This is a genomic window from Mesorhizobium sp. WSM3866 (genome assembly GCF_002294795.1).
Taxonomy (GTDB): Bacteria; Pseudomonadota; Alphaproteobacteria; order Rhizobiales; family Rhizobiaceae; genus Mesorhizobium.
On the sequence record NZ_NSGC01000014.1, the window covers coordinates 34483 to 46864 of the forward strand.

Consider the following 12382-nt stretch of genomic DNA (forward strand, 5'->3'; position numbering starts at 1 on the left):
CGCGCCGGTGTGCCGCGGCCGTGCTGGGCAATCGCTGACCATCGCCGCGGACTCGGACGCAGCGCAGCATGCACCGCTGGCCCCGGCCGATCGCAGCGGCACATGGGCGACTTCATTCGGACGGGCGCGCTCATGCGCATGGCGCGTGCTTGCAGAGATACGCTTTGGCCCGCTGCAGCATCTGCGCCAACGGTTCCGCACGCGGCCCCAGCGGGGCGATGGCCTCCCCGGCGTCGCGCAACAAATCCAGCGCGAACTGGCGCGCTGCCTGCAGCCCCATGATCGACGCGCAAGTCGGCTTCTGCGCCGCCGCGTCCTTGCCGGGGGTCTTGCCCAGCGTCGCGGCATCGGCTGTCGCGTCGAGAATGTCGTCGACCACCTGTAAGGCGAGCCCGAAACAGGCGCTGTAGCGATCGAGCGCACGGTACAGCGCAGCGTGCACCGTATCCTCCGCAATGGCACATAGCGTGCCCATGCGGACGGACGCGCGTACTAGCGCCCCGCTCTTCATCCGGTGCATCGCCATGATCCTGTCCAGCTCGACGTGCTTTCCGACTAGCGACAGATCCAAGGCTTGCCCGCCTGCGGCACCCTCGGCGGACACCGCCTGCGCCAGTTCGCGCACGAGCGCTATACGGTTGTTACCCGGCGCATCCAGCGTCGCCAAGGTCAGGAAGGCGTGCGCCTGCAGCGCATCACCGACCAGGATCGCAGTGGCTTCGCCGAACTTGACGTGCACGGTCGGAAGGCCGCGGCGAAGCACGTCGTTGTCCATCGCGGGCAGGTCGTCGTGGACCAGGGTACAGGCGTGCATCATCTCGATGGCGGCTCCGACGTCGTCGAGCATGTGCGCCGGCGTATCGGCCAGTGCGCCGGCAGCCAGACAGAGCAAGGCGCGGGTGCGCTTCCCGCCGTGCAAGGTGGCGTAGCGCATGGCCGCCATCAGCTCGGTCTCACCGTCATCTTCGGCGCAGAGAAGACGCGCAAGCGCCTGTTCGACCCGCTTTGCGCCGTCCTGCATCCAGATCTCCGGCGGTAGCGCGCCGGATGCGCCGCGCGCCTGCGCGGCCAATCCGCCGAGCGCGGAAACGCCAGTTCGGTCGTCGTGTAGCGTGGAACCGGTCTGCATGTTGTTCATAGTCCTTGTACCTGACACGGCCACTGCGAGCGCCGAGCCGCCGCAGTTTTGCCGGCGCCGAGCGGTTGCGCCGAGTGCTGCAATGCTGCCCGTCGCCGGCGCCGCTGCCTCGCCACACGGGGCATGCCATGCCAGGTCATGAGAAACCGATGCGGACTGTCATGGACGGATGTGCGGTCGGGTAATAGCGCCGGCCTTTTTCGACGCCGCTCAGCAAACGCGGCCGCACCCCGGCCTCGTGCATGGTCTGCGCCAAGGCGATGCAGAACTGCACCATTTCCAGCCATACCAAGTGGTAGCCGATGCAGACGTGTGGGCCGGTACCGAACTGCAGCATGTCCACCGGCCGGATCGGCTCCGTGCGTTGCAGCCACCGCGCCAGGCGGAACTGATCAGGCGCCTCGTGCAGCAGCGCCGAGGTCGAGAAATGCAGCAGCGGGATGCACAGGTGGGTGCCCGTGGGAATGCGCCGCTGGCCGAGCTGCAATTCCTGCAGCGCGCGACGCGGCAGGAGCGTGGTCGCCGGATGCACTCGCAGCGTCTCGCGGAACAGCGCCTCGGCGACCGGACACTGCGCCAGGTCCGCGTGCCGGGTCGGCACCGCGCCTACGCGCTGCGCTTCCTCGACCAGGACGTCCCACAGCACAGGCTGCCGCGCCAGCTCGATCACCATCCAGGCCATCGTCGAGGCGGTGGTGTCGTGACCGGCGAGCAGCAGCAAGCGGATGTTGGCGACCAGTACGTCATCGGAGAGCGCATCGTCGCTGCGATCGAAGGCGCTCACCATGTCGTTGATCAACCCGGTGCGCGCGGCATTCGCGCGCGCGTCGCGGACGAACTGGTGCAACTGCGCGTCGATCCAGTCGCGGGCGGCGCGGCCGCGCCGGAAGGGCAGTCCGGGCAGGTCGACTGGGGGCGCGACGATCAACTGCAGCAGTTGCCGGTACTTGCGATGCCACCTCGGCAGGTCCTGCGCGGGGATTCCCATGAGGCTGAAGATTAGCTTGAGCATCAGGTCGCCGGTTTCGCGCAGGATGGTTACGTCGCCGCGGTCGCGCCACGCCTGCACCCGCGCTCGGATGACGGGCGCGAACAGGTCGCCGATCCCGGCCTGGGTCAGCCCCTTCGGCAGGAACGCTGCCTTGATCGCATCGCGCGCCTGCCGGTGCGCGCCGCCGTCCTGGGCGACCAACGTTCCGCCAAGCAATTCGGGCGCGATCTCTTCGATCAGCGCCGAGGACACGTCCTTGTGTCGGAGCAGTGCGAACGCATCCAGATCCATGCAGGTCATCAGGTGGCCGGCAGGGCCGAAATCCAGCCAGAAGTAGCTGCCCAGCGTCCGTTCCGCGCGCCGCAGCAGGCGCGGCAGGTCGCAGACGATGGCGGGAAGATGCCCGATCAGCGGGAAAGCGCCGGGCATGACCGGGATGTCATGCCGCAGCCGGTGCCGACGGTCCAGGGGGTTGAGCAGCATGTCCATCAGCAGTGCTGCTCCGCGGCCGCTTCGGCGATGCCCCCGGTAGGCCGCGCGGCGGGGCTGTTGCCTCCGTCGGCGTATGTCGGCACATGCGCCAGCATGCCGCCGTCGATGCACACGACCTGCCCGGTAATGAAGGCAGCATCGTCGGAGAGCAGGAACGCCACCAGCGCGGCCACGTCCTCGGGGCGGCCGACACGCGGCAGGAGCTGGTGCCGGCGCAGATGCCGTTGCATGCATTCGTCAAGCTTGGCGAGGAGACGCTCGGTCATGATGAGACCCGGCGCAACGGCGTTGCAGCGGATCTGCGCATGACCATACTGCGTGGCGAGCGAGGCCGACAACATGTTCAGCGCCGCCTTCGACGCGGCGTAGGACGTCTGCGCGCTGTCACCGCTGAGCCCCTGGCATGACGACATGTTGACGATCGCGCCACCGCCGCGGGCGATCATCAGTGGGATGGCCTGTCGGCAGCAGAGCAGCGTGCCGCGCAGATTGGTCGCCATCGTCTGATCCCAGACCGCCAGGTCCAGGTCGAGGATCGCGCAGTCGCGCGGGGTCAGATGCATGGCGCTCGCGTTGTTCACCAGCAGGTCGACCCCACCGAAGTGCCGCTGCGCCGCCTCGAACAGCGCTGCCACCGCCTGCGCGTCGGCGATGTCCATGGCCAGGGCCAGCGTGTGGTCTGCTTCGGCCGCGATCTGCGTGGTGCAGGAGATGGCCGCCGAGGCATCAATGTCGGCCACCACCACTCTGCCGCCCTCGCGCGCGATGGCGAGGGCGCATGCCTTGCCGATGCCGGCGCCGGCGCCGGTCACCACCGCCACCTTGCCTTCAAACCGTCCCATCGTGTCCTCCTGGATTGCGTTGGTCTTTCGCGGCATGCCGCTCGACCTCCACCGGAGAAGGCGCAGGGTCGGCGCTGGCGAGCTCCTCATCGCCAGCGTCGCTTTCGATGACCAGAATGGCGGCGACTGGGCACTGGCTGGCTGCGAGCCGCACGGCGGCGTGCAGCGCCTGCGGAATCGTTGCCACGCACAGTTCGGCCACTCCGTCCGGTTCGCGCTGGCGAAAGGTGCCCGGCAGCGTCAGCGCGCACTGCCCGGTGGTTCCGCACAGGTCCTGGTCGACCACCACGCGCATCTCAGCCCACCTGCGCTTGCAGCCGCACCGGCAGCGCGCGAAACGTCCTAAGGAACGCGGAGGGCTCCCGGGTCGGCTGCTCGGCCAATGCCAGCGTGGGGAAGCGCGCCTGGATCGGCGGCAGGCTCTCGGCCAACTGCACCCGGGCGAGTTGCGCACCGAGGCAGAAGTGGATGCCGTGGCCGAAGCTCAGCATGATCTTCCCATCGCTCGACATGCCAGGACTGGTGCCGTAGAACCGCGCGGGATCGAAGCGGTCGGGATCGGCGAAGGCTTCGGGGTCGCGATTGCCGGCCGCGATCAGCACGCGCACGTCCGCGTTCTTTGGGATTACCGCGCCGCCCAGTTCGATGTCGCGCTGGGCGATACGCGGAATGGAGCTGAACATGGCGGGCGCGTCGCAGCGCAGGACTTCTTCGACGAATGCCTTCACCCCCACGGCGTCCCCCTGCAGCCAGTGCCGCTGTTCGGGAAACGCCAACATGGCCAAGACCGCATGGTCGATACTCGAAGCAGTGGTGGCGAAGCCGCCCAGCAGCATGCCCCACAGCATGCTGATCAACTCCGCATCTGACAGCGTGTCGGCATCGTCGTCGTGTGCGCCGACCAGCATCGAGACGATGTCGTGGCGGGGATCGGTGCGTTTGCGCCGGATGAGCTCACCGAAGTAGGCTTGCACCTTGGCGCTGGCCGCATCCGCCGCGGCGAGTTGGGGATCGCCGGCGTGCGGGCTCAGGCCTTCCAGAATGGCGCCGATGCCGGCGGCGAGCCCGAACATGTCGTCCTCGGGCATGCCGAACAGTTCGGCGAACACCAGCATAGGCAAGGCCAGCGCGAATTCCCGATGCAGGTCCACCGCCTCCCCGCGCTCCAGCGCGGGCGCCATGGCGTCCAGGCGCGCTGCGACGATGCGCGCGATGCTCGGCCGCAGGTTGTCGATCTCGCGCATGGTGAAATCGCGCGAAATCAGCCGGCGCAGACGCGTATGCGTCGGTGGTTCCTTCATCGCTAGCGTGGACGCCAGCAGACTGAGCGAAAGGCTGGTCGCCGCACGCGGGAAATAGCGCGCCAGTTCGCCCGGAGCCGGTCCCCGAAACGCATCGCCTGTGGCCTTGAGCGCCCAGTAGATGTCGGCGTGGCGGCTCAACAGAAAGAGGCCTGACGCCGCGCGATGCACCGGATCGTGCTCGCGCAACCACCGCATGAATGGATACGGGTCGTGGATGCACGCTGGCGAGGCGAGTTCGGCGAAGGCGTCCCGGCATGCTGCCATGGTTTCTTGCACGTCCATCTTGGTTACCTATTGGCTGGCTGATCTGACCGGCGCGCCAGGGCCGCCGGCAAGTTGCGGAGAGATTGCGATTCCCGGCGGCGTCCGTGAATTACCAGAGCACCGGGAACTCCTCGAACCCGCCAGTGATGATCTCCTTGCGCAACTTCAGCGCTTCGGGCGCCACGGCCAGGCGCAGCGCGGGAAAGCGCTGGAAGATCGAACCGAACACCACCTTGAGTTCCAGCCTGGCCAGCGCCATGCCGATGCAGTAGTGCGGCCCGTGCGAGAACGTCAGGTGCGGATTTTCGTCGCGTCCGATATCGAAGATTTCCGGGTCGTCGAAATGGCGCGGATCGAACGACGTCGCCGGCAGGCCGACGAGCACCTTGCTCTCCGCGGGGATATGCACGCCCGCGATAGTCACGTCGGTCCTCGGATAGCGCATGATGCCGTCCCAGCCCGCGCCCGGCGGGTACATGCGCAGGATTTCCTCCACCGCCTTGTCCACCAGGGATGGATCGCTGACCAGGCGTTCGCGCTGTCGCGGATGGCGGAACATGGCCAGCAGGCCGAATTCAATCTGCGCCACGGTGCTCTCGTGCCCCGCCACCAGCATGCCCGCCGCCAGGCCGATCGCCTCTTCCTCGGTCGCCTTGCCCTGGTCGACCGCCGAGAGCAGATCCGTCAGCAGGTTGGCGCCCGGATCCTGGCGCTTGTCCCACATCTTGCCGCGAATGTAGGCGCGCAGTTCTTCCCAGGCCACACGCGATGCGCTGCGCGGGCCGCTTTCATGCTGGTGCGTCATCACCTCGTCGGACAGCCCGGCGAAAAAGGCGTGATCCTCATAGAGCACGCCAATCAGCGCACTGATGACCATGGCCGGAAGCGGAAAGGAGAAGTGGCGCCTCAGGTCGGCGGGCTGGGGCTGGACAGCTAACTTGTCGAACAACTCCGCGGCGATCGCCTCGACCTGCTGCGCGAGCAGCTTCACCCTGCGGTTGCTGAAGGCCGGCGCCACGATCGTACGTAACCGATCGTGCTCGCCCCCCTCGTGCGAGACCAGCCACCCCGGCGAACCGAGAATCACCGAATCCGGGGTGAATGCCGCCGGCGGCATTCCCGCGGGCCGGAACGCCGCGTCGGACAGCGCCGCCTTGGCCTCGTCGTAGCCTGTCACCCACCAGCCTTCGTGCCCGGACGGGAAGCGCACGCGGTGGATCGGACCGTTGGCGCGTAGCGCCAGCATCTCGGGCGAGGGCTCGATGTGATCGACGCGCCACATCGGCAGTGTCGGCAAGGGGTGTTCGGACATGGTGGCACTTCACTCTCTAAGCGATGGAAGGGCGGAAGGCGCTGCGGGGAGCGAATGACGTAAGACGGCATGTAGACGTCCTCCGCGGCGTAGCCGGCTCGATTATCAAGATTGGCCAACGTATAACTGTCCAGCCATACCGCGCGGGGCGAGATGCAGAACTTATCCTGCGCCTTTGAAGGCAGGATTGAGCGAGTGTGGTGGGCCGGCCTTTGAGTCGCAGCCGGCCATCAAGATTTTCCGGCGCAAGGGTCGACAAGGGCGGCGCCTGTTTCAGTACGGGGCGGCCTCGCCGAGGCCGCCTTGCCATAGAATGATATCTTGATGCGGATTGACATTTGCTTTTCTTTCTTCGTTCCATCGATCGCGGTGTCATCCACGAAATGAAGGTCGGCCGGCGGCCTCGGCTCCCAACGAAGGAGTTTCAAAATTCGTGCCAACTTGGCCGACCCGGCAGAAGAAAAAACATTGTGATTGCTTTTGAGCGGATTATCGTGAGGCCAGACAAGAGCTCGGCGAAAAAGACCGGTGGCAGGGACCCAACAAAAGCGACAGAACAGTGTCGGATAGTATACGATCATCCCACCCCAGACCGGCGACACACCCCGCAAACGCGCCATCCTCCCACTTCCCCGTCATTGAAGCCTGACCGGCACATCAGGGCACCAGCGATTGCTGATGTTGGCGCTCAAATCATGTGGGGCGGCGCGGAAGAACCATCGGAATTCGATGGTCAGCGGCGCAGATCTCCGGAGCTTTTGATCCACTACCAATCGCTCGGAAGCGGATCTACCGTCCGCTGCCTTCGGGCGCGTGGAGGCGCGGCTGTAGCGCAAAAAGCACCCCACGTACGCACCCGTAGGCCTCTTTCTGAGTCGCGTCAGCCTCCGTTCATGGCCGTACTCGCGGCATGAAAGCGGCCGGTCCCGACTGACCTTCATGACACAGAAAAAATTTTGCAACACAACCAACTCTTGTTGTCGTTTAGCCGCGCTTTTGAAGGCCATCAACACTTCAGACTTCGCCGAGCCGGACGACATCGGCGTCGTTTCGGTGACAAGGCTGATCAAAGACGAAGCCCACGATGCACCCGGCTTGCTCGCGTCCTTGGGTTGATTCTCGAAACCGCGGTGAACGCGCGAAGTCTTTGATCGGCTATTCAACGGCCGCCCGGGTCATGGCTTGCAGAGAGACGGACTGGCTCGGCCATCCAGTTGCGGTCGAACCAGCTGAGCTTGCGAAGCCCTAGCCCAGACTCCTTGCGATGGAAATGGCGAAATCAGGTACGACGGGGTAAGTCGCGACAGAGAGTCCGACGAGCGCGAAGGTCACAGCGCGGGCCGCAGTCCGGGCAAGCGCCTCCTTCACCTTCGGCGCAGCCGGAACTTGCAGCACTGAACATGAATAGCGGTCAATTGAGTCGACGAACGCCTCGATTGCGCGTGTCGGCTGACGTACGTCCGGGTAATCCCCTTCGAACCGCGTTCGCACTTCCGCGTTGAAGCGTCTGCAGTCCGCGAGGAACGCAAGGTCGGTGGCTGACCACTGGCCAGGATACGGGAGCTCGTCTGTCGCGACCCGCCCGATGACCTCGTTAGCCTTCGCGACCGATCTCGACAGCCGTCCGTCCCAGAAGTCAGGATGTCAAGTCCGGAAACACGAAAGGCGCAAAGGACAACTTAACAAGGGTTGTTAGACTCGTCATGTGGCATCGACCCGGAGCGTGAACCGGAACGCGCCCGCAAAGCGTGGGTCGGTACGGCGCCATAAGCTGGTCAGTTTGCGAAAAGTTCCTTGTAGCCGGGGGTCACCTCCAGTTCGCCGGTCGAGATGGCTGCGCGCCGGATGTGGTCGGCCATTTCCTCGTAGCTGGCGCGCCTGCTTTCCTGTCCCAGGACGGCGTCGATCCGGTCGAGATCACGAACGGTCGCCTGGACCATCCCGCGCAACTGGTCGTGCAGGCAGGTCTGGTCGGAGTTGGCGCCGCTGACTTGCCGGCAAGATCCTTGAGAACAAAGGGCGCGACCTCGAAGCAGGCACACCGGGCGGGTCAGCGAGATCTCGTCCGTTCGCAGGATGACCATCTCACCATTCGGCGCCTGTCGGCGATGCCGGTAGGCGCGTGCCAACGATCGAGGCTTCCGCACGGCGGCGGCGTCGCGCTGCTGCGCGCTTCGCTGGCCACCACCGGTCGACCCGGTCAAGGTCGTGCGCACTGCTCTCCAGGACCCCGCCCCGGTCGCCGGCCTGCTCGTCACCACCGAAGCCATGATCGCCGAGGCTGGCTCCAACGCTAAGACCGCTGAGTATGGCGACAGGATCGCCATGGTCAATCGCATATCACCATCTACATGCGGTTGGGATGCTGCCGCTGACAACGTTGCTGGCAAACGGTTCGCCGCAGCCCTGCGTCGGGCGCGGAGCAACTCCAGGCGATGGCGATTCCGGAAGAGCTGCCGCCGATGACGATGATGGAACCATCAGCCAAGGCAGCTCAATTCGAATGGTTGTGAGCGACCCGCTTCGGACCCCATTCAATTGCCGACCCGGCTCATGCGTGGACGGGCAGTATCCTGAGGGTGTTTGCGCACATGTTCATGGCGGCCACAATGGAGTTCGCCTCAGAAGCGGCGCCATTCGGAAGCATTAGAACCTCCGCGAAGCTTCCTTGCGCGGTTGGCACGAGTCTTGATGTTCTCATTGCACGGCGGCGATTCTGCCTTCCGGCAGTCGACATTGACTGATCTTCATGTGCTAGAAGGAGAAACGATGAATACGGACGTGTCTGTATATGGCGCGACCGAGCTAACTCGGGCAGAGGCATCCTCGACTTCTGGCGGGTGGCTTCTCTGGCATTGTTGGGAGCTTTTAGCGTCGCAGTCATAGTCGGCGGCATTCTAGAACTAACGAAGAAAAAGTCATAGGCCTACTACTGGTCACTAGCTGGGCTAGGGAACAATATCTTACCTCCCCCGACGTATCCAGCTACAATCGAGAGAGCATCCTTTCCAGACGATCGGACGACCTTTGGTAGGCCCTTGTCTGTTTGTCGAGTTCTGGCACTGTGCTGTTCGCCCAATGTGCCGCCGCGCTCGCGGGGAAGTACAGAGCTGAATCTTGGTCGATAGGGCTGCTACTTCGGTTTACCAATCCTGGGTTTTTGGGTTGACCAATCCGTTGCCTACCGCAAGCGGGTTGACCAATAAAGGCGCTCAGATTCTACGCCAATCCAACGACTTAACGCCAATCCAGAATTAGCTGTGATGGGGGCCATTGGTAAACCCGGTGTTTAGATCGGGAGTCCCTATGCACGACCTGAAGACTCTCTTGTTTTCAATGGTATAGGCGGAACACCCGCGGCCATAATTCCGGACTGGGTAAACCCCATGAAATGCCAAATAATTCCGGACATCATAACATAATGCCCTTTATGCGACTTTTCGAGCACAGATGGTGAACGCCGAAGGTGCCGCAATCGTCCGAGGAGAAACATCTACGGGCGGCAATGTACCCCTCGCCTCGGGCCGTCAGCTGCAAACTGCTATGCGGGGCGACATTGGGCCAAATTCAACCGTTGCGCATACACCTTGGAATCCAACTAGGCACCCAGCGAATCCAACCTGTAGGCCGTTTGGCTTTCGGATTCTTTTCTACATACCTGCGAATGTCGAAGCTCAGGTCGCCGACCGCCGCCGGCGGATAGTGCGGGCAAGAAGGCGCCGACCAACGCCGGAACCGGTCGGCCTCGGAGACCAGGCCGGTATTGCCGTCATACGAGAGATAGGCACCTGCCCTGGCCCGTCGGTTCCATGGCGTGACCATCTGAACGACCAGTCCTACCGCCAGCGAGGCGAGCACACCGTTGGACCACACGACCTGCGGACGCCCGCCGGCAGCGCCATATTTACGGGCTTCCTCGGCCAACGCCTCCTCGGTGACAATGCCAAGGCAGCGTAGGCACGGACTACCCGGCTGGGACAGGACAACCTGACCTGCAACAAGATGTCCGTGCCCAGGTTCAAGCTTGTGTACGTCCATGCCCTGGTCGATGTATGGGATGAGGAAGCGTCGGCAGAAGGCGTCGAGCTCGTCTTTGCTCCGCACGTTGTCGAGGCCGCCCACGATGACGTCGCAGCACTTGAGCGCGTCACCCACGAGTTGCCACTGCTGGCGATGGATTTCGACCTGGGCCCTCGGATTGATGGCCTCGATCATTCGCCTCATGACCTCGACCTTGACTGCGCGCTTCAGCACGTACCACCAGGTGCCGCCGATCAGCCTGTTGAGATTGGTCAACGAAATGCGGTCCTCGTCCACCAGCACGAAGTTGCCGATGCCGACATGGGCCAGTTGCTGAGCAACATGCGAGTTGCCTCCGCCGAGGCCCACCAAGCCGACGGTCACTTCACCCAATCGCCGTTCGCTGTGCGGGCCCAAAAAGCTCTGACGATCAAGCCAGCTCATATTTCGCACTCCATTGCGCGACGACCGGTTGGTCAACGCGGATGAAACGGTCGATCGGAACGGAGCGCTTGCCGGGCTCAAGCCACAGCAAGCCAGTTGCGCCGTCGTTGCTCAAAACCAGCAGTCCGTGCGGCATTTTCGGGCACGACTGGAAAAACCCGGGCACGAACGTGTTGCCACTCTCAAGATCTACGCCGCTGAAACGCGGAAGGCCGCGACCACCGTGGGTATGGACATGGAGGAGGGTCGAGGCCGGCCGATAGGCCGCCTGCGCGGCTTTGCGCATGGCGTTAGAGCCAATCCTTGCGCCGACACCGGGAGCGACTTCGTAGTCTTCGTCGTCGACCGGCACGTAGCCGCGAACCAACAGCAACAGGCCATCTGGCTCTATGGCTGCGCCTGCCGTCAGGAAGCCGACACGCTCGTGCGCGAAGACGTGCGGCCTTGCTAGGTCGCACCGAACCTGGTCGAGCAGCGGACCGGCGATCTTGAGGCTTACTCTCATTTGAGCTGCCCCAGGTGGTTTGCGAGGATTTCTGTCCAGGGCAACGAGGCAGGCACATTGTTGAAGGACATCGCGTGCCACGCGCGGCCCATGATCTGGTGGACCGTCCAGTTCTGACCGCGGTTCGGGAAGGGCTTCGACAGGAAGAGGCGCGTCGTGTAGCTCGAATGGCTGCGCGGACAGAGCAGACCGTCTATCGTCACGGTACCCCCGTTGTGCAGGACGTTCATGTTCGGGAGAAAGACGAGGGGTTGGCCCCCCTCGTCCCACAGTTCTGCCAGGCGATTAATCCGCCGCAATGCCGCAAGTTGGAGCTGGGCCGTCATGACGACTGCCCCACCGGCGGATGGGAGGCGAATTCCATCCCGTCCTTCACCTTCAGGCGCTCGCCCGGAGCCATCTCACGGAAGACGCCATCCGAGCCAATGATGTCGAGCTTGTAGCCAGGGGGAACTCCGAAGACGCTCATCAGCTCTTCGGTGGTGTAAACGCGGCGCTCGAGTTCGAACTCGACATCGCCGCCGTAGATTACCGTCACCGTCTTCTTGCGCTTGCGCAGCTTGAAGCGCTCGACCTCGTCGCCGCCGATATTGACCTCGTCATCATCGTCGAAAATCTGGTCGAGGCCCGGGCGCTCAAGGATCAGCGCCAGCTCGTCGCCGGCGCCGGCAAGAAACTTGATCTGCGAGGCGATCAGCTTCTTGCGCGGCCACTCCATCGCCAGGCCTTCTATGAAGAAGCGGTGCGTGACGCCGCCTTCCACCACGAAGAAGCGGTTGACCTTGCTCTTATCCAGCTCAGACGTTTCGGTCGGGCGCAAGGTTTCCAACTCGCCCGTCTTCAGATGCCGCAACACGACGAAGTCTTCGACGGGATGCTTGCCGATCGACATGGCGACCTGTGCGCCTGTGATCTTGGCGTCGTCGAACGTGACCGCGGCGAAATCGAAGTTCTTATCGCCGACCTCGACTTGAAAGGTACCGTTGCCATGCTTCCGGTCGCCATCGGCCTTCATCAGAATCGTTTCCATATTCTCTCTCCATTTCGGAGCGCACGGACAAACGCTCCAG

At 63.9% G+C, this 12382-nt stretch carries 13 protein-coding genes; all 13 read right to left on the reverse strand.

Features of this window, described 5'->3' with window-relative positions; genetic code table 11:
- Positions 1 to 130 precede the first annotated feature (130 nt).
- The 13 genes from CK222_RS25770 to CK222_RS25830 all read right to left on the reverse strand — a co-directional run bounded on the left by CK222_RS25770 (position 131) and on the right by CK222_RS25830 (position 12342).
- The gene (locus tag CK222_RS25770; protein ID WP_170954335.1) at positions 131 to 1138 is read right to left on the reverse strand and encodes a polyprenyl synthetase family protein; all 1008 of its coding nucleotides are present in this window, start codon (positions 1136 to 1138) and stop codon (positions 131 to 133) included.
- 136 nt (positions 1139 to 1274) lie between these two features.
- Entirely contained in the window at positions 1275 to 2618 is a 1344-nt protein-coding gene (locus CK222_RS25775) for a cytochrome P450 (protein WP_095776550.1), read from the reverse strand.
- On the reverse strand, positions 2618 to 3463 hold the full coding sequence (locus CK222_RS25780) for an SDR family oxidoreductase (protein WP_095776551.1): 846 nt from the start codon (positions 3461 to 3463) through the stop codon (positions 2618 to 2620). Before CK222_RS25780 ends, CK222_RS25775 begins: the two co-directional genes overlap by 1 nt.
- Positions 3450 to 3758, reverse strand: a complete 309-nt coding sequence (locus CK222_RS25785; RefSeq protein ID WP_095776552.1) for a ferredoxin — start codon at positions 3756 to 3758, stop codon at positions 3450 to 3452. The genes CK222_RS25780 and CK222_RS25785 overlap by 14 nt, the downstream gene beginning before the upstream one ends.
- Position 3759: 1 nt before the next feature.
- Positions 3760 to 5049, reverse strand: coding sequence for a cytochrome P450 (locus CK222_RS25790; protein ID WP_095776553.1), 1290 nt, complete (start codon positions 5047 to 5049; stop codon positions 3760 to 3762).
- Positions 5050 to 5140: 91 nt separating this feature from the next.
- Positions 5141 to 6343 (reverse strand): cytochrome P450, encoded by a 1203-nt coding sequence (locus CK222_RS25795; RefSeq protein WP_095802352.1) that lies wholly within the window; start codon positions 6341 to 6343, stop codon positions 5141 to 5143.
- Between the two features lie 230 nt (positions 6344 to 6573).
- Positions 6574 to 6963 (reverse strand): hypothetical protein, encoded by a 390-nt coding sequence (locus tag CK222_RS31905; protein ID WP_141245931.1) that lies wholly within the window; start codon positions 6961 to 6963, stop codon positions 6574 to 6576.
- 15 nt (positions 6964 to 6978) lie between these two features.
- Entirely contained in the window at positions 6979 to 7413 is a 435-nt protein-coding gene (locus CK222_RS32510) for a hypothetical protein (protein ID WP_176477741.1), read from the reverse strand.
- 705 nt (positions 7414 to 8118) lie between these two features.
- A complete protein-coding gene (locus tag CK222_RS25805; RefSeq protein ID WP_141245930.1) occupies positions 8119 to 8472 on the reverse strand; it encodes a hypothetical protein in 354 nt (117 codons plus the stop codon).
- Between the two features lie 1438 nt (positions 8473 to 9910).
- Positions 9911 to 10807 (reverse strand): ThiF family adenylyltransferase, encoded by an 897-nt coding sequence (locus tag CK222_RS25815; RefSeq protein WP_095776557.1) that lies wholly within the window; start codon positions 10805 to 10807, stop codon positions 9911 to 9913.
- A complete protein-coding gene (locus tag CK222_RS25820; RefSeq protein WP_095776558.1) occupies positions 10794 to 11312 on the reverse strand; it encodes a hypothetical protein in 519 nt (172 codons plus the stop codon). Before CK222_RS25820 ends, CK222_RS25815 begins: the two co-directional genes overlap by 14 nt.
- A complete protein-coding gene (locus CK222_RS25825; protein WP_095776559.1) occupies positions 11309 to 11638 on the reverse strand; it encodes a hypothetical protein in 330 nt (109 codons plus the stop codon). The genes CK222_RS25820 and CK222_RS25825 overlap by 4 nt, the downstream gene beginning before the upstream one ends.
- On the reverse strand, positions 11635 to 12342 hold the full coding sequence (locus CK222_RS25830) for a multiubiquitin domain-containing protein (RefSeq protein WP_095776560.1): 708 nt from the start codon (positions 12340 to 12342) through the stop codon (positions 11635 to 11637). Before CK222_RS25830 ends, CK222_RS25825 begins: the two co-directional genes overlap by 4 nt.
- Positions 12343 to 12382: the final 40 nt, after the last annotated feature.

Bases quoted from the DNA above. Each gene is read 5' to 3' on its own strand.
- CK222_RS25775 (WP_095776550.1), bottom strand. From the start codon at position 2,618: ATGGACATGCTGCTCAACCCCCTGGACCGTCGGCACCGGCTGCGGCAT.
- CK222_RS25770 (WP_170954335.1), bottom strand. From the start codon at position 1,138: ATGAACAACATGCAGACCGGTTCCACGCTACACGACGACCGAACTGGC.
- CK222_RS25825 (WP_095776559.1), bottom strand. From the start codon at position 11,638: ATGACGGCCCAGCTCCAACTTGCGGCATTGCGGCGGATTAATCGCCTG.
- CK222_RS25820 (WP_095776558.1), bottom strand. From the start codon at position 11,312: ATGAGAGTAAGCCTCAAGATCGCCGGTCCGCTGCTCGACCAGGTTCGG.
- CK222_RS25785 (WP_095776552.1), bottom strand. From the start codon at position 3,758: ATGCGCGTGGTGGTCGACCAGGACCTGTGCGGAACCACCGGGCAGTGC.
- CK222_RS25790 (WP_095776553.1), bottom strand. From the start codon at position 5,049: ATGGACGTGCAAGAAACCATGGCAGCATGCCGGGACGCCTTCGCCGAA.
- CK222_RS25795 (WP_095802352.1), bottom strand. From the start codon at position 6,343: ATGTCCGAACACCCCTTGCCGACACTGCCGATGTGGCGCGTCGATCAC.
- CK222_RS25815 (WP_095776557.1), bottom strand. From the start codon at position 10,807: ATGAGCTGGCTTGATCGTCAGAGCTTTTTGGGCCCGCACAGCGAACGG.
- CK222_RS31905 (WP_141245931.1), bottom strand. From the start codon at position 6,963: ATGGCGCGTTTGCGGGGTGTGTCGCCGGTCTGGGGTGGGATGATCGTA.
- CK222_RS25830 (WP_095776560.1), bottom strand. From the start codon at position 12,342: ATGGAAACGATTCTGATGAAGGCCGATGGCGACCGGAAGCATGGCAAC.
- CK222_RS25780 (WP_095776551.1), bottom strand. From the start codon at position 3,463: ATGGGACGGTTTGAAGGCAAGGTGGCGGTGGTGACCGGCGCCGGCGCC.